Below are 21,048 nucleotides of genomic sequence, written 5' to 3' on the forward strand. Positions count from 1 at the left end.
GCCGGCGGCGGGCCCACCCCGGGCCACAAACAGTCCGCGGTCTTGGTTTGGGCCTACTCACCCCGCCAAACCCACTCACGACCTGCGCTAAGGAAAGCCATGCGTGTCCTCTTCACCACCGCGCCGCTGTCGGGCCATTTCTTCCCGCTGGTGCCGCTCGCGTGGGCGTGCCGGGCAGCCGGTCACGAGGTATTGGTGGCCACGACGGCCAACTACGTGCCGTCCGTGGTGCGCGCCGGCCTGCCGGCGGCGGCGACCGCGCCCGCCGCCGACTTCGTCGAGCTCGCGGCCGAGACCACGCCCGAGCTCGGCGTGCCGGGCGCGGACGTGCGCGAGGTCGAACGCCGGCTCCGCTACGGCCACGGGCTGGTCTTCGGCGAGCTGGCCGCGAGCGGGCTGCCAGGAATGACCGAGCTGATCGGCCAGTGGTACCCCGACATCATCGTCAGCGACCGGGCCGAGTTCGCCGGCCCGGTCGCCGGCGCCAGGCACGACCTCCCGATCGTCCAGCTGCATTGGGGCGTGGCGGAACTCCCCGAGTACCGCCTCGGCGCCGAGGCGGTACTCGGCGAGCGGTTGCCTGACCCGACCTGGGTACTCGACCCGTGGCCACGTCTGTTGCGCCTGCCGCACGCGTTGCCGCATCACGGAATCCGCCATGTGCCGTACAACGGCGACGCACCCGTACCCGGCTGGATGCTGGAGCCTCGTGCGAAACCGCGTATCTGCCTCACCATGGGCACCCTGGTGCCCCACATCGACGTCCGCGGCCTCGCCCCGCTGATCTCCGAAACCCTGGAAAACCTGGCGGACCTGGGCTTCGACCCGGTACTGGTCGCCGACGAAAAGGCGGTGGCCGCCTGGGAGCCGTTGCCGTCGGTCGCGGAACACGTCGGCCGGATGCCGCTTTCGGAGGTACTGCGTGCCAGCGACGCCGTGATCCACCACGGCGGGCAAGGGACTTCGCTGACCGCTTTGGCTGCCGGGCTCCCGCAACTGGTGCTGCCGCAGTTCGCCGACCAGTTCGAGAACGCGGCCGCGGTGGTGCGCTCCGGCGCGGGCATCCGCCTGCGGCCCGACGAGATCTCACCGGAATCCTTGGCCAAGGGCTGCCTGCGCCTGCTGGAAACCGTCAGCTTCGGCGAAGGCGCTGCGGGCGCCGCCGCCGCGGTCGCGGCCCAGCCTTCACCGGCCGAGATCGCCGCCTCGCTGGAGGAGATCAAGGACTCGTGAGTGGTACGGCCGGTTAGAACCGGTCATACCACTCACGACCTCTCTCTCGGCAGGCTCGCCCGCACCATGCGCGTGGACTCGGCTTGGGTGAGGGAGGCCCTCACCCGCATATCTGCAATGCTGGGTAGTTAAGGCTTAGCCCGCGTTGTCAATCGGCACGTGAGCACCTGAAACCCGAGCATCTAACGTCCACAAAGGACTCAAGCGGCTGAATTTCGCCCCCCATGTCGCATTTGCCCGCTTTTGCGGGGTGGGGTGGGCGGAATGAACGGGGCGTATGTGTCGCTCAGCGTTGCGAACGCCCCGTTCGCAACGTTCAAGCACCCCTGCGGCACCCGCCGGGCAGCGGGCTTGACCGACCTGCCCGACCCTTAACTACCCGGGCATTGGGTTAGAACCGGCCGCAACACAGACGACCCCCTGAGCCTGGCGGGCGAGGAGAAGACCGCCCACCCGCGCCAGGAGGACAGTGGGAGAGCAGGCATTCGCCGACGCTGGAGGTGGGGGTGTGGCTACCGATCCGCTCGCGGTTCCCGAGTTCGAGGCCCCGCTGCTGCCCAGCGTGCCGCTCGAGCCCGCGTCGTTCGACAACGATCGGCTCCGGCGCACCGTCGACTACCGGCATGTGAGCGCCAGGCGCGCGGTGATCGTGGTCGGGCCGTACGCCGAACTCCGCGACGCCGTGCTGCACGCCGCGCGCTGCTGCCTGCCCGACATGACCTTGTTCGCCGAGGGTGTGGACCGGCTGCTCGTGCCGCCGCCGATCAGCCGCCGCCTCCCGGTCGTGGTGGACGCGAAGGAACGTGGCCAGCTCTACAAGAAACATATCTTCGACGTCTCCGTGCGCACGCTGAGCGGGAAGCTCGTCGAGTATTGGGAAGGCCTCAGGCTGCGTGTGCTCCGCGAGGGGCACGCGGGATTATGGGCGCCTCCGTTGCTCGGCGCCTACCTTGAACGTGCGCTGGAGCGATTACTCGGCGGAAGCCACAAGGTCGCGGTCGAACCGGATCCGGCCAATGTGGACGGCTTCGCCGTGGTGGACGAACGTGTCCAGGCGGGGCTGGCCATCGGCAGGGCGCTCGGAACACCCGTTGACGTCCGGTATCGCCAGGATGGCAGGCCGAAGCTGCCAGGCGCCGAGGTGGCCACGGCACGCGCGATGGGGTTGACGCTGGCCGTGGTCGCCGACGAGCCCATCGCCTGCGCGCTGGAACCGGCCGAGCCCGGTGTGACCGGCTGGGACACGCAGCTCGCAGCGGCGGTGACCTGCCTGGCCGAGCTTGGAATGACCGGGAAACCGGAGATCGTGGAAGTGCACCCGGACGGCTGGGCGTTGTGGCGCGCGGGGGACGGCTATGCCGCCACCTGGGTCACGCCCGTCGACAGCCGGGCGAAGTCGGCGGTGTTCGCGGTCGGTTCGGTGCGCCAGTCCGTTCCGTGAACTCCGACTGTCCTCAAAGGACGAAAACTTCTCTGAGCATGCCCGTCGTGCGATGACGGGCATCCCAAGAGAAGACGTCGCGCCGAACCAAGAGCATCGTGGAACCCGGATTCGTAACACAGACGGCTAATTGGAGTGCGGTGGCATGGGTAGTGAGCGGATCTCGATCGTGGGTATCGGCCTCCGGTACCCGGACGCCACGTCGGCGGCCGAACTCTGGGAGAACGTGCTGGCGGGACGCCGTGCGTTCCGGCGGCTTCCGGACGAGCGGATGAACCGCGAGGACTACTTCTCCTCGGATCCGAAGGCGCCGGACCGGTTCTACGCCCAGAAGGCGGCCGTGCTGCGCGACTACGAGTTCGACCGCGTGAAGCACAAGATCGCGGGCAGCACCTTCCGGTCGACCGACACCACGCACTGGCTGGCGCTCGACGTCGCCACGCAGGCGCTGGCCGACGCGGGCTTCCCCGAGGGCGAGGGCCTGCCGAAGGCGGGCACCGGCGTCGTCATCGGCAACAGCCTCACCGGCGAGTTCTCCCGCGCGAACATCATGCGGCTGCGCTGGCCGTATGTGCGCCGCACGGTCGCCGCCGCGCTGAAGGACCGCGGCTGGGCCGAGGACGACACCGCGAGCTTCCTGCAGGACCTGGAACTCCAGTACAAGTCGCCGTTCCCGGAGATCGACGAGGACACCCTCGCGGGCGGGCTGGCGAACACCATCGCGGGCCGGGTCTGCAACCACTTCGACTTCGCGGGCGGCGGGTTCACCGTCGACGGTGCCTGTTCGTCGAGCCTGCTCGCGGTGGTCACCGGGGCGAACGCGCTGGTGAACCGCGACCTCGACGTCGCCATCGTCGGTGGTGTGGACCTTTCGATCGACCCGTTCGAGGTCATCGGCTTCGCGAAGACCGGCGCGCTCGCCAAGGGCGAGATGAAGGTCTACGACAAGGGCTCCAACGGTTTCTGGCCGGGCGAGGGCTCCGGCATGCTCGTGCTGATGCGCGAGTCCGACGCCGTCGAGCAGAACCTCCGGATCTACGCCTCCATCTCCGGCTGGGGTGTTTCCTCCGACGGCAAGGGCGGCATCACGCGGCCCGAGGCCGCCGGGCATCAGCTCGCGCTGAGCCGCGCCTACGACCGCGCGGGTTACGGCGTCGAGACGGTCTCGTACTTCGAAGGGCACGGCACCGGCACCGCGCTGGGTGACGCCACGGAGATCGAGGCGCTGTCCGGTGCCAGGCGCCAGGCCGACCCGCTGGCCGCGCCCGCCGCCCTGAGCACGATCAAGGGCAACATCGGGCACACCAAGGCAGCGGCCGGGGTCGCCGGGTTGATCAAGGCGACCTTGGCCGTGTACCACCAGGTCATCCCGCCGGGCACCGCGCACTTCGAGCCGCACGAGAAGCTCACCGGCGACTCCGCGCGGATGTACGTGCCCTCCACGGCGGAGCTGTGGCCTTCCGACCGTGCGATCCGCGCCGGCGTCTCCGCGATGGGCTTCGGCGGGATCAACTCGCACGTCGCCGTCTGCGAAGGCCCGGCGGCGGCCCGGCGCCGTGATCTCGACGCCGGGACCCGTCAGCTGGTCGCGAGCCGTCAGGACGCCGAGCTGCTGCTGCTCGACGCGAACGACGCCGACCAGCTGCGCGAACGCGTCACCGACCTGATCCCGGTCGTGGCCAAGCTGTCGATGGCCGAGGTCACCGACCTGGCGGGCGCGCTGGTGAAGGAGCTCGGCGGCAAGTCCGTCCGCGCGGCGGTCGTGGTGACCACGCCGGACGACGCCGAGCAGAAGCTCACCCGGCTGCTGGCGCTGCTGGACGAGCGCGGCACGGAGATCTTCTCCGACAAGGAAGGGCTGTTCTGCTCCGACCGGCAGACGGCGCCGAAGGTTGGTTTCTTGTTCCCCGGTCAGGGTTCCGGCAAGGGCGCGGTCGGCGCGATCCGGCGCCGGTTCCCCGCCGCCGACGAGATCTTCTCGGTCGCCGGGCTGCCCGCGAACGGCGATCAGGTGGCCACCGAGGTCGCCCAGCCGCGCATTGTCACCGGCTCGCTCGCCGGTCTGCGCGTGCTGCACCACCTCGGCATCGAGGCCGGTATCGCCGCCGGGCACAGCCTGGGCGAGCTGACCGCGCTGTACTGGGGTGGCGCGCTCAACGAGCGTGAGGTCGTCCGGCTGGCGCAGGTCCGCGGCAAGGTGATGGCCAAGGCCAGCGACGGCGGCGGCGCGATGGCGGGTATCGCCGCTTCGGCGAACCGCACCGAGGAGTTCATCCGCGGTGAAGACGTGGTCATCGCCGGGTACAACGCGCCGGGCCAGACCGTGGTCTCCGGCCCGGAGTCGGCGGTCGAACGCGTCTGCGCCCGTGCCCGCGCCGAAAACGTGACCGCCACGCGGATCAACGTCTCGCACGCCTTCCACTCGCCGGCGGTCGAGCCCGCGGCCGTGGCGTTCACCGAGCACCTCGCCGGATTCGACTTCGCCAGGCTCGAGCGGCCGGTCGTGTCCACTGTGTCCGGTGACGTCCTGCACGCTTCCGAGGAACTGCGCGAACTCCTGCGCGACCAGGTCGTGCTGCCGGTCCGGTTCCGCGAGGCGGCCGCGAAGGTCGCCGAGCGCAGCGACCTGGTGATCGAGGTCGGCCCCGGCCGGGTGCTGACCGGGCTGATGGAGGAGATCGCGCCAGGCACCCCGGTGCTGGCCGTCGACACCGACAGCGCCTCGCTCACCTCGGTGCTGCGGATCGCGGGCGCCGCGTTCGCGCTCGGCACCCGCATCGACACCGGCGCGCTGTTCGACGGCCGGGTACTGCGGCCGCTGCCGCTCGACGGCGCGATGACCTTCCTCGCCAGCCCGTGTGAGTCCGCGCCCGCCATCGGCGCCGGGCTGACGGTCGACGCCAAGCGCCCCGAGCAGGCGGCCGCCGCCACGTCCACTGTGGAGAGTGGTGGCAACGCGACGCTGGAACTGCTGCGCAAGCTGGCCGCGGAGCGCGTCGAGCTGCCGCTGGAGACGGTCACCGCCGACACGCACCCGCTCGACGACCTGCACCTGAGCTCGATCACGGTCGGCCAGCTGGTCAACGACGTGACCAGGGTACTGGGTCGTCCCGCGCTGGAAGGCATGCCGAACTTCGCCACCGTGTGCCTGGGCGAGCTCGCCGAGATGATCGACGAGCTGGCCTCGACCGCCAAGCCGGAGGACGCGGCAGGCGGCGGCGAAGTGACCGGTGTGGACACCTGGGTCCGGCCGTTCGCGGTCGACTACGTGCCTGCGCCGCACCCGCCGTCCGCGCTCGGCACGGCCGGGGTCTCGACGGCCGAGTGGTCCGTCTACACCACCGACGGGCACTCGCTCGCGGAGCCGCTGCGTGACGCGCTGGCGAACGCCGGTCTCGGCGACGGCGTGCTGCTGTGCCTGCCGGAGGACTGCGACGACCAGCACATCCGCCTGTTCCTCGACGCAGGCCGCGCGACCATGGCCGCGCCGAACGGCACGCGGTTCGTGGTGGTGCAGCACGGCCTCGGCGCTTCCGGCCTGGCCAAGACGCTGCGCCTGGAAGACCCGTCGGCGAAGACGACGATCGTCGACCTGGCCGACGTGGCGCCGTCGGACGCGCTGGGAATCTCCGAAGCGGTGTCCATTGTGGTCGCCGAAGTGGCGGCGACCAACGACTTCACCGAGGCACGCTACGAGGCGGACGGCACCAGGCTCATCCCGAGCCTGAGCGTGTCCGCGCCGTCGGCCACCGGCTCGGTCCCGCTCGACGAGACGGACGTGCTGCTGGTCACCGGTGGCGGCAAGGGCATCACCGCGGAAAGCGCCATCGCGCTGGCCAAGGACTCGGGCGCCAAGCTCGCGCTGCTCGGCCGGAGCGACCCGGCAGGCGACGCCGAGCTCACCGAGAACCTGGCCAGGATGGAGGCCGCTGGCCTCACGGTCGTCTACGAGCGCGCCGACGTCACCAACGCCGAGCAGGTCCGCGCCGCGGTCGCCCGCGCCGAGGCCGCGCTCGGCCCGGTCACCGCGATCATGCACGGCGCCGGGCGCAACGAGCCCGCCGCGTTGTTCGCCTTGAACGAGCAGACGTTCAAGCAGACGGTCGCGCCGAAGATCGGCGGCCTCAAGGCGGTGCTCGACTCGGTCGACCCGAACCGGGTGAAGCTGCTGGTCACCTTCGGCAGCATCATCGGGCGGGCCGGTCTGCGCGGTGAGGCGCACTACGCCACCGCCAACGACTGGATGACCGAGCTGACACTGCGTTTCGGCCAGGAGTACCCCCAGGCGCGGGCAGTCGCGCTCGAGTGGTCGGTCTGGTCGGGCGCCGGAATGGGCGAGAAGCTGGGTGTCGTCGGCGCGCTGCTGCGTGACGGCATCACCCCGATCCCCACCGAGGTCGGCATCGACGTGCTGCGGCAGGTCTTGGCCGACCCGGACGGCCCGAACGTGGTGGTCGTCTGCGGCCGCACCGCCGGGCTGCCGACGCTGCCGGTGGAGAACACCGAGGTGCCGCTCGCCCGGTTCGTCGACCGTGTGCTGGTGCACTACCCGGGCATCGAGCTGATCACCGAGGCCGACCTGTCGGCAGGCAGCGACCCGTACCTGGCCGACCACTTGCTCGACGGCGCGCTGCTGTTCCCGGCGGTCATCGGCATGGAGGCGATGACCCAGGTCAGCGCCGCCGTGCTCGGCAGGCCCGGTGTGCCGCTGCTGTCCGATGTGGAGTTCCTGCGGCCGATCGTGGTGCCGCCGGACGGCTCGAACACGATCCGGCTGGCCGCGCTCGCCCGCGACGACGAGCACGTCGACATCGTGCTCCGCAGCGCGGACACCGGGTTCAGCGCGGACCACTTCCGAGCCAGGGTCCGGCTGCCACGGCCCGCACTGCCCGAATCGGCCGAGCCGGCCCGGAGCACGGAGATCCCGTTGGTCGCGGTCGACCCGGTCAGCGAGCTCTACGGCGAGGTTCTGTTCCAGGGCAAGCGTTTCCAGCGGGTGACCGGGTACCGCAGGGCGAGCGCGCGGCACGCGGTCGCCGAGATCTCGACCTCGGCCTCGGTGTCCTGGTTCGCCCCGTTCCTGCCGCAGGAGCAGCTGCTGGCCGACCCCGGCACGCGCGACGCGATGATGCACGCGATCCAGTGCTGCATCCCCGACGCGACACTGCTGCCGCAAGGGATCGAGAAGCTGTACCTGGCGCAACCGTCCGATCAGGACACTGACTTCGTGGTGCTCGACGCCCGCGAACGCTCGCAGGACGGCGACACCTACGTCTACGACCTCGACGTCCGGTCGCCTTCGGGTGAGCTGGTCGAGCGGTGGCAAGGGCTGAGCCTGCGCGCGGTGCGCAAGCGTGACGGCGCGGGCCCCTGGGTGCCGACAATGCTCGGCTCGTACCTGGAAAGGGCGTGCGAGCGGGTGCTCGGCGGGCAGCGCGCGGTCGTGCTCGAGCCGGACCCGGCAGGCGCTCCCGCCAGGGACACGGCCGAGCGCCGTGCGCAGACGGCACTGGCCGCGAGCCGCGCGGTCGACCGTCCGCTGGAGATCCGCTATCGCCCCGACGGCAAGCCGGAGGCAGGCGAGGTCGAGGTTTCGGCGTCGCACACCTCGGAGCTGACACTGGTCGTCGCGGGCAGCGGTTCGCTCACCTGTGACATGGAGACCGCCGTGTCGCGCACCGAAGACGACTGGGCGGGCCTGCTCGGCGACGACCTGCTGGCCGTCGGCGCGCTGCTGGCGTCGGAGACCGGGGAGTCCACGGACATCTCCAACACCAGGGTCTGGTCCGCGCTGGAATGCGTGCGCAAGACCGGCGCCATGACGCAGGCACTCACCGTCGGGCGGGTGGACAAGGACGGCTGGGCGCTGCTGTCGAGCGGTTCGGCCCGGATCGCGACCTGGGCGACCACGGTCAACGGCAAGCCGGATCCGATCGTATTCGCTGTTCTTCAGGGAGAGGACTGAACATGTCCGGGTACTACGAGATCCGCCACACGGTCGGCTTCGAAGAGACCAACCTCGTCGGCAACGTCTACTACGTGAACTACCTGCGCTGGCAGGGCCGCTGCCGCGAGATGTTCCTCAAGGAGAAGGCGCCCGCGGTGCTCGAGGAGGTCCGCGCCGACCTGAAGCTGTTCACCCTCAAGGTGGACTGCGAGTTCTTCGCCGAGATCACCGCCTTCGACGAGCTGTCCATCCGGATGCGCTTGGAGGAGCAGACCTCGACCCAGGTCCAGTTCGCCTTCGACTACGTGCACCTGCACCCGGACGGCGAGCGGCTGGTGGCGCGCGGACGGCAGCGGATCGCGTGCATGCGCGGCCCGAACACGGCGACGGTGCCCTCGCGGGTGCCGGAGGCGCTGCGGGAGGCGCTGGCCCCGTACACGCTCACGGCTGGGGTCTGAAGTGGTCGAGCCGGCATTGAAGGGGCTGCTGCCACCGCGGCGGCTCTCCTCGCAGACGGGCCTTCGTGAGGTGATGGCCAAGTTCGCCACCGGCATCACGGTGCTCACCGCCGGTGGCGAATCGGGACACGGCATGACGGCCAACGCGTTCAGCTCGGTGTCACTCGAACCGCCGATGGTCCTGTGCTGCGTCTCCCGCGCGGCCAGGATGCACTCGGCGATCGAGGCGGCTGGCTCGTTCGGGGTCACGATCCTCGGCTCGGGGCAACGGGAACTGTCCAAGTACTTCGCCGACTGGCGGCGCCCTGGCGGGCTCGCCCAGTTCGACGAGGTGGACTGCACCTTCGGCAAGCACACGGGCGCACCACTGCTCAACGGCGCGCTCGCCTGGCTCGAATGCCGCCTCGCCCACGCCTACGAAGGCGGCGACCACACGATCTTCGTCGGCGAGGTCCTCTCGGCGAGCCGGGGCACCGCCCAAGACGCCCTGGTCTTCTACGGCGGCGGCTACCACGACATCGAGCCCCGAGCCCGCCAATCCGCTTAAAAAAATCCCAATGTGGCATTCGTCAGCTTTCGCCACGCCAATGTGGCTTTCGTCAGCTCAAAACTGACGAAAGCCACATTGGGGGTAACGAAGACAACGTGAGGGGTGGGTCGGATGCTGGTGGGTGTGACCGGGGGTACCGGGTTCGTGGGCGCCCACTCGGTGGCCGCGATCGTCCGAAGTGGACATAAGGTTCGGCTGCTGGCAAGGGAAGAGGCCAGGGTGGCGCGGGCACTCGGGCCGCTGGAGGTCGACGCCAAGGCGGTCGACGTCGTCGTCGGCGACGTCACCGACCCCCAAACCATCGCGGCGTTCGTCAAGGGGGCCGACGCCGTGCTGCACGCGGCGTCGGTGTACTCGTTCGACAGCCGTGACCGCGAGGCCATGGCGCGCACCAATGTCCGCGGCACCGAGGTCGTGCTCGAAGCGGCGCGCAAGCACGGAATCCCGGTCGTGCACGTGTCGAGCGTCGGCGCGCTCTTCCCGTCGCTCTCGGCCTCGGTCGGCCCTTGGTCGCCGATCGGGAAGCCGAAGGAGACGTACCTGGCGACCAAGGCCGCCGCGGACGAGGTCGCGCGCAGGCATCAGGACGAGGGCGCGCCCGTGGTCATCACGTATCCGCCCGCGCTGCTCGGCCCGCACGACCCGCATCTCGGCGACCAGAACGCGCGGCTGCGTGACGTGCTGCGCGGGCTGATGCCGTTCTGGCCGGCAGGCGGACTGCCGCTCGGAGACGTCAGGGACACCGCGCGGATGCATGCCGAAGCGATAAAGGCCCCAGGCGGCAGCCGCGTGTTCGGGCCGTCGCACTTCCTGACGACCCGCGCGTACATCGAGACCGTCCGCGCGGTCACCGGTCGCGCGCTGCCCACGCTTTTCCTGCCTGCCAAGGCGATGTTCCCGATCGGCAAGACCGCCGATCTCGTCCAGCGTGGCTGGCCGTGGCATATCCCCGCCGAGTACGGGGCGCTGTACACCTGCGCGGTCGCGGTCCCCACCGGCCCCGGCGCGCCGACGGCGGGCATCGGCCCGCGTGAGTTCACGGACACGGTGACGGACAGCGTCCGCTGGCTGCACCGGACAGGGCGGCTGACCGCCAGGCAGGCGGGCACCGCTTCGCACACCGAATCCCGAAAGGCGATGGCATGACCACCAACGAGGCGTCCACGGAGACCACGGAGACGGAAGAGATCGCACTGCTGATGTTCCAGCCAGCGCCGGTGCGCACCCCGCAGCTCGCCCGCGGGCTGCGCTGGAGTGACGTCGTGGCCGAGATCGAGCGTGACAAAGACCGCCTGGGGCGGGCGGCGTGACCGAAGGGGCCGGTTACGCGTACGCCCCGCCGCCGGAGGACCGGTCTTGGCGTCAGCTGAGCCGGTCCTCCGACGGCAGGGTGATTTCGCTGATCCAGCAGGCGAAATCGATGGAGCTGCTGCGCGCGCACCGGGCAGAGCAGCGGTCGCTGATCTTCGACGGCAACGCGGCCGCGGTCGAACGGCAGCACTCGCTCGGCAAGCGCACCGCGCGTGAGCGGCTCGACCTGCTGCTCGACGAGGGGTCGTTCACCGAGGTCCAGCAGCTGACCAGGCGACGCTCCGGCGGCCCGCACACCGACGGCGTGGTCGTCGGCTCCGGCACCATCGACGGGCGCCGCGTCTACGTCTACGCGCAGGACTTCACGCTGTTCGGCGGCTCGCTCGGCGAGGCGCACGCGGCGAAGATCCAGAAGGTGATGGACCTCGCGGTAGCCACCGGCTCGCCGCTGATCGGGCTCAACGACAGTGGCGGCGCGCGCATCCAGGAGGGTGTGCTCGCGCTGCACGGCTACGGCGGCATCTTCCGCCGCCAGGTCGAGGCGTCGGGCGTGATCCCGCAGATCAGCGTCGTGCTCGGCCCCTGCGCCGGGGGAGCGGCGTATTCGCCCGCACTGGCCGACTTCACGTTCATGGTCCGCGACACGGCCAGGATGTACCTGACCGGCCCCGACGTGGTCGAGGCCGTCACCGGGCACCGCGTCTCGCACGACGAACTCGGCGGCGCGGACGTGCACGGCACCCTGTCCGGCGTGGCCACTGTCGTGCACGACGACGAGGAGAGCTGCCTCGAGGACGTGCGCTACCTGATCTCGATGCTGCCGAGGAACTATCTGGAGCAGGCACCGCACACCGGCTCGTCCGACGCCGAGAACGACGAGCGGCCAAGGCTCGCCGAGATCGTCCCCGTCGAGCCGAACCAGCCCTACGACATGCGTGAGGTCATCGCCGAGATCGTCGACGACGGCGAGTTCTTCGAGATCCACGAGCTCTGGGCAGGCAACGTCATCTGCGCCTTCGCCAGGGTCGACGGGCATGTGGTCGGCGTCGTCGGCAACCAGCCGCTGGTGTTCGCCGGTGTGCTGGACGGCCCGGCGTCGCAGAAGGCGGCGCGGTTCGTGCGGTTCTGCGACGCCTTCAGCATCCCGCTGGTGACGCTGGTCGACGTGCCCGGCTTCCTGCCGGGGGTCGAGCAGGAGCATTCCGGCATCATCCGGCACGGCGCGACGCTGCTCAGCGCGTACTGCGAGGCCTCGGTCCCGCGTGTGCAGGTCATCCTGCGCAAGGCGTACGGGGGCGCGTACATCGTGATGGACTCGCGGTCGATCGGCACGGACCTTTCGCTGGCCTGGCCGACGAACCAGATCGCCGTGATGGGCGCGGAGGGCGCGGTCAACGTGTTGCACCGCAAGGAGTTGGCGACCGCGAAGGACCCGGCACGGTTGCGCAGCAGGCTCGTCGCGGAGTACACCGAGGAGTTCATGCACGCCGGCTACGCCGCCGAGCGCGGTCTCGTCGACGACGTGATCGACCCGGTCGACACCCGCTCGGCGATCGCACGCGGGCTGGCCATGGTGCGCGACAAGCGCAAGCCGATGCCCCAGCGCAAGCACGGGAACCCACCGGTATGACCGAGATCAGGATCGAGCGCGGCGCCCCAGACGCCGAAGAGCTCGCCGCGTTGATCGCGGTGCTCGCCTCGCTGGCCGCCCAGCCGCGGCCGGTGAGGCACGCCCCGGTCTCCCGGTGGCGTGGTTCGCACTGGCGTGAGTCGACTTTGGACTCAACTCGCCTTCGGTAATTCTTCGTCGTATCCCTTGCTCCTGCCACGCGTGCTGTGCCCGGGGTGCACGGCAAGGTACCGGACCACGCCGTCGATCAACGGCTCCAGCTCGGCGGTCTCACCGTCGGCGAAGGGCGCGCCGCAGGCCGCGCAGGTCCGCTGACGCTTCGCCATGCTCATGCTGCTTCGTCCACTTCTTCCGTGCCTTCCTCCACCATGACGTCGTCATCCGCGAAGAGTTCATAAGGGTCGAGGTATTCAGTCATTTTTCACTCCCCACTCGGTGCGTTTTCTGCTATAGCAAGGACACCGCGCCGGGGTGCGAACCGACAACTTTTCCTTTGCGCCTGTTCCAAGGCAAGATCGAAGAAGACCAGCCAGGCGGGTGACCGGCAAACTGGGTTGTGCTGCCGGAGTCCGCTCTTTTTGGCGAGGAGGCCACCGCATGGCTATGCGCCTCCGGCTCACCGAGGGGTTGCCTGTGCTCGAACGGTGGGCCGCGTCGGCCAGCCAGGCTGACAAGAACGCCATGTACAAAGCCCTGTTCTCCGTGGGGGATGGCACGGCGTTCCTGATCTACGACGTGTTCCCGGAGGGAACGGCGAAGCGGTTCATCTTCCAGGTCAAGGAAGATCTCCGCGTGAAGATCGGGATACACAACAAGGAATCGTTCGATATCCTGCACATCGGTGCCGAAGTGTGATGAGGGAGAACGGATGTTCCTGAAGTCCCTGCCCGCCGATTCCCATCTACTGCAGGTGTTCCAGGCCAACCCGGCCACCGCGCGCCCGCTGCTCGACCTCCACGAGGTCGTGCTGCGCGGCCCGTCGGTGTTCACCCCCGGCGAGCGTGAGCTGCTGGCCGCGTACGTCTCCGGCGTCAACAGCTGCGACTACTGCCACGGCATCCACACCGTGACCGCGGAGGCGTTCGGCGTCCCGGAAGGCCTGCTCACGGCGGCGTTGACCGATTTGGACTCCGCTCCGATCGACGACAAGCTCAAGCCGGTGCTGCGCTACGTCGGCAAGCTCACCCGCACCCCGGCCAAGATCACCGCCGAGGACGCCGAAGCGGTCTTCGCGGCAGGCTGGGACGACAGCGCACTGCACGACGCGGTCGTGGTCTGCGCGCTGTTCAACTTCATGAACCGCATGGTCGAAGGCCTCGGCATCGAAGCGGGGCCCGGCTACGCGGCGACCTCGGGCCAACGTCTGCACGACATCGGCTACGCGGGCCTCGCCGAGCACCTCTGACCTAACCGACCGCGCGAAATCATCTCAGGATGACCTCCGCATGTGACTTCGCTGCTGCGGTGACGGCTGTGGGATGCGTGGTGCCGGCCTTGATCCTTCAACTCAAGAACATGAACCATATTCAAATATCAACCGGCTGGTCGACGTTCGGTGCGGTGTTAGGGTGCCGAATGTGTTGCGCGTCGGCGGCTCCGAGTTCGACCAATATCTCGCTACGGCGATGGGGGACTGGTCGACGGCGAGCTTTCTGTCGGAGCTTTGCCCTCGCACGCTAACGCGGCTGATCGCCGCGGGTGAGGTGCACAATTTCAGTGCCGGTGAGCGGCTCATCATAGAAGGCGAGCAGGACAAGTCGGTTTACCTGTTGCTTGGGTCTTATGTGAAGGTTGTCGCCCGGTTTGCGGGGAAAGGCGAAGCTCTGCTGGCCATCCGCGTAGGCGGTGACGTCGTCGGCGAGCAGGCGGTGCTGGACGGGAGTCCGCGGTCAGCGACGGTTGTCGCCTGTGGCCGGAAGCCTGTGGTCGCGGTCCGTGTCGAGGCTGCGCCGTTCGAAGCGATTCTCGCGGAAGACGTACAGGCGATGCGCCGGCTCGTGGCCTCCGTCAGTCTCAAGTTGCGAGCCGCCAACCGAAAGCGGATTGACTACACGGCGATGCGGGCACCCGAGCGATTGGCCAGGGCGCTGGTCGAGCTCGCCAAGACCTGCGGGCGCCCGACGGGCACCGGCGGCGTGCTGATCCACGCCAATCTCACTCAGCTCGAACTGGGCACGCTAGTAGGAGTGCAGCGGGCTGCCGCGGAGCGAGCATTGGCCGAACTGCGCAAAGACCATCTGATCGAGCCTGGAAGACATCCCATCATCCCTGATCTTGCGGCTCTGCGTGCGCGTGCGGGCTTGGATCCATCAAATGATGGAAAAGTGGACTGAGCCGTTCACCGGTCTTCAAACTGGCCCTCGGCGCACAGGCGTCACGCCATCTTGGATGAATGAGCTGTTCAGCGCAGTCGCGGCGAGGAATTGTCGGTGGGCTGTGGTGGACTTTGCGCCCTGAAGCCGAGAACGGCTCCGCGACTAGATGATTCGGCAGGGATGGAATGACTTGGACTCCGTCCTGGGCGCGTGAACGCGCTCAGCAGCGCAACGAGGAGATCCGGGATCTTGTGTTGACCGAGGTGGCGAGGGAGATCGACTTCGAACTGATCAGCCGCAAGGAGCCGCGAGTTCTGACGGGCACTCACTTCTACGTCGACGTGACCAACTTCAACCAGCTGCTCCGTGAGGAGCGAGATGATCACGGCGAAGATCTGCTCCGGCTGCTTCATGTCTTCGCTCGCGAGGTGAGCAAGGTCATCGAAGACGACTTCGGCGGTTGGAAGGTGCACTTCCAAGGGCCGAGGGCACACGCGGTGGCTTACCGGCCAGTGGGCCAGGGCGGCACGATGGTGGTGAAGGCCGTCTTGACGTGCCTCGCGATCCGCCATGTGACTTCGGTCTTCAACGAGATTTTCGAACTTGACGGCGGCAGGGCATGGGCAGTTGCGGCGGGCCTCGACCACGGCGAGTGCATTGCGACGAAGAATGGCGCGCAAGGTGATCGAGAACTGCTGTTCCTCGGTAGCGCCGCCAACCACGCGGCGAAAACGCTGCGAAGTTCGGGAATCCGCATGACGGCTCAGGTCCGTGACCTCTTGCCGGACGGCCTTCGGGCGCGCACGACGTCCGTGGACGAAGAAACCTGGTGCCTGAGTCTCACCGTCGGCGAGGTCGAACGCTTGGCAGGCGAGTACGGCTGGAACTGGACTCTCGAGGCTGCGCGTCAGCGACTGACAGATGCCCTCGAGCGATTCCCCAGCGGATGTATTTCGAGTGCCGAAGTCAAGGAGTCGATCGACAAAGCGACGTTGAGGTTCTCCTCGACGAAGCGAGTGTCCGGAGCCTCCCTCTTCGCCGATGTCGACGGATTCACGGCGTACATCGACCAGCTCGAGGAACTCGGAGACAAGACAGAGGCCGTGCGGTTCTTCCACGTGCTTCGCGGTGTCATGCGTGATTCCGCTGTGCAGGAGTTCGAGGCACTGCGGATTCAATATCAGGGGGACCGCATGCAGGCCTTGGCATACCGTCCGGTGGCCGACGAAGCCGCGGCCGCATTTGACGCCGTTCGGCTCGCGGCCGCGCTGACCACGGTCGCGGATGAGATCGTTCCCGAGGTCACGGGGGTGCCGCGGCAACGGCTCGCGATCGGCTTGAGCTGGGGCGAGGTGCTGGTATCGAAGATCGGGCAGCACGGTCGTGCTGACTACGTGAGTCTCGGCGCTTCGACAGCGAGTGCGGCGAACATCCAGCAGCGGCTCGACGGAGGCCAGATCGGTATCGATCGAGGACTTCGGGAACGTCTGCCTGCTTGGCTGCAGGACATTTTCAGTTGGGACGAGAGCGCAAAGGCCTATGTCACGAGTATCGGCTGGAGCGCTCTGTCTGCGCTCGTCGAGTCTGAGTCTGCGCGTGCTGTCTCAATTCGCCCCTGGCGGCAGTCCTGAGAAGGGGCGCGCGAGCGCGGCTGAAAGAGGATCGAGAGATTCTCGCCGCAGAGCAGCCTAGCTTGCATCACCAGGGTGTTCGGGACGGACGTTTGAGGATTGACGGTGATATGGAGGTCCGACTCCCCGGTCAGGTAGTGGAAGAGTTTCGGATCGCTGTCTTGTACCCGGCGGCATCTCCCTTTGAACTACCGGACACGTTTGACATGGGGAGCCGGTTCGTGAAGGGAGGTGAAAACCATGTGGAGGAAAGCGGGCGATTCTGTCTCTGGCTACCACTGGATGCGCCGGTCGACGACTTCCAGCGGCCCGGAGGGCTAAGTCGTTACCTCGAAACCGTAGCCACGTTCATCTCACTGCAGGTGCAGTTCGAGTGGCGTCGACAGTACGACGTGCGCCCGTACTGGCCGTCGCGGGATTGGGACCACGACGAAGCGGGTTACCGGCAGTGGTTTCGCGAAAATTCCGTCGAACTGTCGCCTGATCAATTCGAATGCCTGCTGGCTGCCCTGACTGATGGTGCCCCGGCGGGAAGCCGGTGCCCTTGTGGCTCTGGGAAACGACTGGGCAACTGTCACAAGAAGTGGCTCCAAAAGGTGCGGAGGGAGGCTGCACGAAGTCCGCAGGTAATCAAGGCGGCGCGGAATCACTTGGCGGAATGGCGCGAAGCGGTGCGACGGCGGTCGAGCTGACCCACACATCGCGGGCCTCTGTGCGATTCGCCGGTCAGTCAGCAATCCCTGGGGAGGGAGATTTGTGGTGCACAATGGAACGAAATGACGGACGTTGGTCCCGGAACACCTTGCTCGGAAGTCTCGACGCCTACGTACGTCAGGAGGTGCTCGCGGCAGGTGTGGTGAATCGCTATCCGGAAGAGCGCTATCTTCTGCGTCAAGACGAGCGTGGAGATCATGTGCTGGTGCTGCTCAGTGGCACGGCGAAAGTGCTGGTGCACACCAGCTCAGGGCATCTTGGGTTGCTGGGGATCAGGATCGCCGGCGAAATGATCGGCGAGATGAGCGCACTCGATGAGCGCGTGCCCCGGTCCGCGAGCGTGATCACGGGAAGTGTCGTGACGGTCGCCAAGATCGGCCGGCGGCGGCTGGAAGCGCTGATGACCCAGCATCCGCAGCTGTCTCTCGCAGTGACGCGGATGATCAGCGAGCGGCTGCGCTGGGCAAATCGGCGACGTATCGACGCGGGGACGTACGGCCCGCGAGTGCGCGTGGCTCGGCTCATCGCCGAGCTTGCCGCCTGCTACGGAAACCAGAGGCCGGATGGCTGGGACTTGGGACTGAACCTGACTCAAGCGGAGTTGGGCTCACTCGCTGGGATCGCCCAGCGGACAGCTGAACGTGAGTTACGCATGCTCGAGGACGAGAATGTGATCAAGCGACGCTACCGGCGGCTGGAGATCGTCGACTCCGTGCGGCTGCGTTCGATCGCCGAGTGGGACCAGAACCCGCCTCTGTGCGTATTTTCGTGACTGAAAGTCGCGAATGATGGTGAAAATCTTCCTAATGATCAAGAAGGGCTCACTCAATGCCATCAATCGGCGCGGTCAGCCGTCGGCTCTGTGTAGCTGCTGACGCTCGCGGCTACAGCCGCGGCAACGACACGCATCAGCTGGCCACCCAACGCTATCTCCTCGAAGTGCTTGACTCCTCCGCGACCGCGGCGGGGCTGGACAGAGTCGGCTGGGAACGCCAGCCAGGAGGGGATTCCGAACTCGCGATACTTCCTGCCGGCGAGTCGGAAGCGCTTGTCGTGGACCGCTTCCTTCGAGAACTGGACGCGGCTCTGGCGCGGCACAACTCGTTGATGGCCGACGGGGCGAAGCTCAGGCTTCGTGTCGCGATCCATTTCGGCAGGCTTGTCACAGGACACAACGGGTATGCGGGTCCGGCTCCTGTGGAGGTAAGCCGCCTACTCGATTCACGGCAGTTGCGAGACGCACTGGAAGAGTTCCCTGACGTGCAGATGGCCGCGCTTTTGTCGGCGCCTGTCTTCGAAGACACGGTGAAGCCCCGGCACACCACCTTGCGGCCAGAAGAGTTCAGGCAGGTGGCAGTAGAGAAGAAGGAATATCAAGGTACTGCTTGGCTTTGGGTGCCCGGTGCGAGTCAGCTGTCTTCGGCGGCCGGGACGGAACCAGGCCAGTCGCCGACGGTGAGCGGCGGCACGCAGGTCCACACCACGGTCAACGGCGGCGTGACCGCTACGGACATCGTCTTCGGCGTGCGAAATGGGTGAACTGACTTGACGATCATGGATGAGTCGCCCGTAGAGGGTGAAACGGAGACCGACTCGCAGCCGCCGGCGATGATCGACGACGACGCGCAAGCGGAAGCCGACCAATATGGTGAGGCCGACCGCGTCGCCATCAACGCGAAGCAGGCGGTCTACACCACAATCAACGGGAACATCTCCGCCAGTAGTGTCATGTTCGGGATGGTGGGCAGCGGTGCACCGAAGCGGTCGACCGGGCCTGTGCGGTTCGGCGAAATCAAGGAAGCGCTTGAGTGCTTCACTCGCCCTGCCGGGCTTGACAGCGCGGTAGAGATCCTGCGTGATCGCGGCCTGGTGATTTTGCACGGGCGCGAGGGGCAGGGCAGGCGCACCTCCGCGATCAAGCTGTTGACCGAGGTAGGGGCTTTCACGAGCACTGGTCCGGATTTGATCAGTATCTCGCCGGCGAGTTCCTTGCCGAACCTGGCGACCGGGATGACCTATCTGCCGCGTCGTGGCTATCTGGTCGCGGACCTGGTCGCTGACGGCTCCGAATCGCCCGTTCGAGTGCACGATCTCGCCCTTTTGGCGAACAAGGTGAAGCAGGAAAACGCTTTTCTCGTGATCACGAGCACCGCCTACGACATGAGCGAGCAGGTTGTCCCGGATTTCGCGGTGAACCTCGGTGTGCCCGATCTGGGGCAGGTATTCCTTCGTCGATCCGGCGTCGAAAACCTCGACGAACAGATCAAGGAACGGGTGTTGGAGCAGGTGTCTAGCCTTCGCGGGCCTCGTGAGGTCGTGCTACTGGCGGAGCGGCTAGCACTCGATCCGGACCACGCGTTTGACGCGTTCCGGTCCAAGGCCCGTGAACAGGTCGTCGACTGGTTCATAGTCGACCACACGGTCAAAGAGGTGCTCCAGGTGGCCGCTGTCGCACTTCTCGGTGCACAACCCGAGCCAGTCTTTGACCGGTTGTTCGCTGGCTTGACGGCTCATGCCGAGCCCGTCGTGACGCAAACCGTGCTGGAAGCCAAGCCCGCGATCGAGCAGGTCATGGTACGGCGTAACCGGGAACATCCCCTTCTCGTCGCTGCTGGTTCAGGTGGGTGGGGCAGTGGCGGAGGCAGGAAGATCGACTTCAGGCTGAGCGAACACCGAGAGGCTGTGCTTGAGGAATTGCACAGCCAGTTCGGCTACGACCTGTGGGACCCCGTTCGGCGGTGGCTCGGGGAACTGGCTGAACTCGGCCTGCGGCCCGAGACGGAAGGCCAGCTCGCATTCGGGCTCGCTCTGCTGGCGCGCAGTGATTTCACTGATGTCCGAAGTTCGTTCTTGGAACAGTGGGCCGCCGGCCCAGCCGCCGAACGCAGCACGGCAGCGATGATGTTGTGGTTCATGAGCGACGATGACGCCTTGGCGCCACTCGCACTGAGCACGGCACTAGCTTGGGGTGATCGCCAGGGCATTCCGAAGGCGCTGACCTCGGCGATGGCCTTGGGTGGTCCGCTCGGCCTCCGTTTTCCCGCGGAGGCCATGCAGCGACTGTGCTTTCTTTCCCTTCGTGCGCAACGTATTCGTGAGGTCGCTCAGAACGCATTGGCCATTCTGTTCGCCACTGCAGCCGAACGGGGCGAACCTGAGGCACGAGACGTGTTGAACACGGTCACAGCGGAACATGCGAGGGCCATCGGGATGCCGACGGGGGCGACGACCGCTCAACCTTGCGTTGGAGATTCGATGGCAGTCCTCGCTGACCCACTGATCGAAGCGCAGCGGACGAGCAACGGGACGGCCGAGGATGAGCAAGGTGACGTCTTCGAGCGCGGCTCGAACCCCCGTGTCATGCGTGCTGCCAGGCAGATGGTGGTCGAAGTGCTCTCCGCTTCCCGCAGCGGGGCGGACGAGCCGGTGGCAGCACTGATCCTGCGTGAGCAACCTGCCAATGTCCCGTTGCTCGGAGCGCTTTGGGCCGATGTTCTCTGCAGCACACCACATCGAAGGGGTGCCATCAAAGCGCTTTGCCGGACGTTGCGTGCGCTCGCCAACGACCACGAGGTTCAGGGTGCCGTCGCGGCATTGGGAGAAGCCATCCACGTGAGCATGCCTCCCGCACACCGGTCTCTGAGGCGTGACGAGCTGCTACGAGCCTTGCAGGACAGCCCTCGTTCCGCGCAAGTCCACATCTCGACCCTGTTGACCGCGATCGGCGGTACCGGGGCCCCACCATTCACCAAGCGTTCGTGAGGAGTCTGCCGACCATGTCCACAGCCGTTTCGTCAGCATCCATGTCTTCCACCCCT

The 21,048-nt window shown here is 67.4% G+C and carries 17 protein-coding genes; 16 read left to right on the forward strand and 1 reads right to left on the reverse strand.

The genetic code is table 11. The annotated features are described in order from the left end of the window. Positions 1–99: 99 nt before the first annotated feature. The 9 genes from ACFV15_RS39635 to ACFV15_RS39675 all read left to right on the forward strand — a co-directional run bounded on the left by ACFV15_RS39635 (position 100) and on the right by ACFV15_RS39675 (position 12,740). A complete protein-coding gene (locus ACFV15_RS39635) occupies positions 100–1,233 on the forward strand; it encodes a nucleotide disphospho-sugar-binding domain-containing protein (protein ID WP_378357474.1) in 1,134 nt (377 codons plus the stop codon). 508 nt (positions 1,234–1,741) lie between these two features. Next, positions 1,742–2,674, forward strand: coding sequence for a hypothetical protein (locus ACFV15_RS39640; RefSeq protein WP_378357475.1), 933 nt, complete (start codon positions 1,742–1,744; stop codon positions 2,672–2,674). Between the two features lie 145 nt (positions 2,675–2,819). Then, positions 2,820–8,639, forward strand: a complete 5,820-nt coding sequence (locus ACFV15_RS39645; RefSeq protein ID WP_378357477.1) for an SDR family NAD(P)-dependent oxidoreductase — start codon at positions 2,820–2,822, stop codon at positions 8,637–8,639. Between the two features lie 2 nt (positions 8,640–8,641). After that, positions 8,642–9,079: an acyl-CoA thioesterase gene (locus tag ACFV15_RS39650; protein ID WP_378357479.1), complete on the forward strand. Its 438-nt coding sequence runs from the start codon at positions 8,642–8,644 to the stop codon at positions 9,077–9,079. 73 nt (positions 9,080–9,152) lie between these two features. After that, entirely contained in the window at positions 9,153–9,626 is a 474-nt protein-coding gene (locus ACFV15_RS39655) for a flavin reductase family protein (RefSeq protein ID WP_378357508.1), read from the forward strand. A gap of 114 nt (positions 9,627–9,740) precedes the next feature. After that, positions 9,741–10,775, forward strand: a complete 1,035-nt coding sequence (locus ACFV15_RS39660; RefSeq protein ID WP_378357481.1) for an SDR family NAD(P)-dependent oxidoreductase — start codon at positions 9,741–9,743, stop codon at positions 10,773–10,775. Beyond that, positions 10,772–10,939: a DUF6222 family protein gene (locus ACFV15_RS39665; protein WP_378357483.1), complete on the forward strand. Its 168-nt coding sequence runs from the start codon at positions 10,772–10,774 to the stop codon at positions 10,937–10,939. Before ACFV15_RS39660 ends, ACFV15_RS39665 begins: the two co-directional genes overlap by 4 nt. A 110-nt stretch (positions 10,940–11,049) precedes the next feature. Beyond that, entirely contained in the window at positions 11,050–12,570 is a 1,521-nt protein-coding gene (locus tag ACFV15_RS39670) for an acyl-CoA carboxylase subunit beta (protein WP_378357509.1), read from the forward strand. Continuing rightward, on the forward strand, positions 12,567–12,740 hold the full coding sequence (locus ACFV15_RS39675; protein WP_378357485.1) for an acyl-CoA carboxylase subunit epsilon: 174 nt from the start codon (positions 12,567–12,569) through the stop codon (positions 12,738–12,740). The genes ACFV15_RS39670 and ACFV15_RS39675 overlap by 4 nt, the downstream gene beginning before the upstream one ends. Here the strand turns inward: ACFV15_RS39675 and ACFV15_RS39680 are convergent. Beyond that, positions 12,723–12,896, reverse strand: coding sequence for a hypothetical protein (locus ACFV15_RS39680; RefSeq protein ID WP_378357487.1), 174 nt, complete (start codon positions 12,894–12,896; stop codon positions 12,723–12,725). The two genes, ACFV15_RS39675 and ACFV15_RS39680, sit on opposite strands and share 18 nt — an antisense overlap. Before the next feature lie 271 nt (positions 12,897–13,167). Here ACFV15_RS39680 and ACFV15_RS39685 point away from each other — a divergent pair, with 271 nt between their 5' ends. The 7 genes from ACFV15_RS39685 to ACFV15_RS39715 all read left to right on the forward strand — a co-directional run bounded on the left by ACFV15_RS39685 (position 13,168) and on the right by ACFV15_RS39715 (position 20,992). Then, positions 13,168–13,425, forward strand: a complete 258-nt coding sequence (locus ACFV15_RS39685) for a DUF6235 family protein (RefSeq protein WP_370943921.1) — start codon at positions 13,168–13,170, stop codon at positions 13,423–13,425. Between the two features lie 13 nt (positions 13,426–13,438). Further along, positions 13,439–13,975 carry a carboxymuconolactone decarboxylase family protein gene (locus ACFV15_RS39690; protein WP_378357489.1) on the forward strand — a complete coding sequence of 179 codons (537 nt, stop codon included), beginning with the start codon at positions 13,439–13,441 and terminating at the stop codon, positions 13,973–13,975. 163 nt (positions 13,976–14,138) lie between these two features. Further along, complete coding sequence (locus ACFV15_RS39695) at positions 14,139–14,903, forward strand: Crp/Fnr family transcriptional regulator (RefSeq protein ID WP_378357491.1); 765 nt, start codon at positions 14,139–14,141, stop codon at positions 14,901–14,903. Positions 14,904–15,070: 167 nt separating this feature from the next. Continuing rightward, positions 15,071–16,516 (forward strand): hypothetical protein, encoded by a 1,446-nt coding sequence (locus tag ACFV15_RS39700; protein ID WP_378357493.1) that lies wholly within the window; start codon positions 15,071–15,073, stop codon positions 16,514–16,516. A gap of 766 nt (positions 16,517–17,282) precedes the next feature. Then, the gene (locus ACFV15_RS39705) at positions 17,283–18,002 is read left to right on the forward strand and encodes a Crp/Fnr family transcriptional regulator (protein WP_378357495.1); all 720 of its coding nucleotides are present in this window, start codon (positions 17,283–17,285) and stop codon (positions 18,000–18,002) included. A 56-nt stretch (positions 18,003–18,058) separates the two neighbouring features. After that, a complete protein-coding gene (locus tag ACFV15_RS39710; RefSeq protein WP_378357497.1) occupies positions 18,059–18,769 on the forward strand; it encodes a hypothetical protein in 711 nt (236 codons plus the stop codon). Positions 18,770–18,775: 6 nt separating this feature from the next. Further along, positions 18,776–20,992 (forward strand): hypothetical protein, encoded by a 2,217-nt coding sequence (locus tag ACFV15_RS39715; protein WP_378357499.1) that lies wholly within the window; start codon positions 18,776–18,778, stop codon positions 20,990–20,992. The last annotated feature ends 56 nt before the right edge of the window (positions 20,993–21,048 follow it).

The organism is Amycolatopsis sp. NPDC059657 (genome assembly GCF_042734395.1).
Lineage (GTDB): Bacteria > Actinomycetota > Actinomycetes > Mycobacteriales > Pseudonocardiaceae > Amycolatopsis.

Bases quoted from the DNA above. Each gene is read 5' to 3' on its own strand.
- ACFV15_RS39635 (WP_378357474.1), top strand. From the start codon at position 100: ATGCGTGTCCTCTTCACCACCGCGCCGCTGTCGGGCCATTTCTTCCCG.
- ACFV15_RS39645 (WP_378357477.1), top strand. From the start codon at position 2,820: ATGGGTAGTGAGCGGATCTCGATCGTGGGTATCGGCCTCCGGTACCCG.
- ACFV15_RS39650 (WP_378357479.1), top strand. From the start codon at position 8,642: ATGTCCGGGTACTACGAGATCCGCCACACGGTCGGCTTCGAAGAGACC.
- ACFV15_RS39655 (WP_378357508.1), top strand. From the start codon at position 9,153: ATGGCCAAGTTCGCCACCGGCATCACGGTGCTCACCGCCGGTGGCGAA.
- ACFV15_RS39660 (WP_378357481.1), top strand. From the start codon at position 9,741: ATGCTGGTGGGTGTGACCGGGGGTACCGGGTTCGTGGGCGCCCACTCG.
- ACFV15_RS39665 (WP_378357483.1), top strand. From the start codon at position 10,772: ATGACCACCAACGAGGCGTCCACGGAGACCACGGAGACGGAAGAGATC.
- ACFV15_RS39670 (WP_378357509.1), top strand. From the start codon at position 11,050: ATGGAGCTGCTGCGCGCGCACCGGGCAGAGCAGCGGTCGCTGATCTTC.
- ACFV15_RS39675 (WP_378357485.1), top strand. From the start codon at position 12,567: ATGACCGAGATCAGGATCGAGCGCGGCGCCCCAGACGCCGAAGAGCTC.
- ACFV15_RS39680 (WP_378357487.1), bottom strand. From the start codon at position 12,896: ATGGCGAAGCGTCAGCGGACCTGCGCGGCCTGCGGCGCGCCCTTCGCC.
- ACFV15_RS39685 (WP_370943921.1), top strand. From the start codon at position 13,168: ATGGCTATGCGCCTCCGGCTCACCGAGGGGTTGCCTGTGCTCGAACGG.
- ACFV15_RS39690 (WP_378357489.1), top strand. From the start codon at position 13,439: ATGTTCCTGAAGTCCCTGCCCGCCGATTCCCATCTACTGCAGGTGTTC.
- ACFV15_RS39700 (WP_378357493.1), top strand. From the start codon at position 15,071: ATGACTTGGACTCCGTCCTGGGCGCGTGAACGCGCTCAGCAGCGCAAC.
- ACFV15_RS39705 (WP_378357495.1), top strand. From the start codon at position 17,283: ATGGAACGAAATGACGGACGTTGGTCCCGGAACACCTTGCTCGGAAGT.
- ACFV15_RS39710 (WP_378357497.1), top strand. From the start codon at position 18,059: ATGCCATCAATCGGCGCGGTCAGCCGTCGGCTCTGTGTAGCTGCTGAC.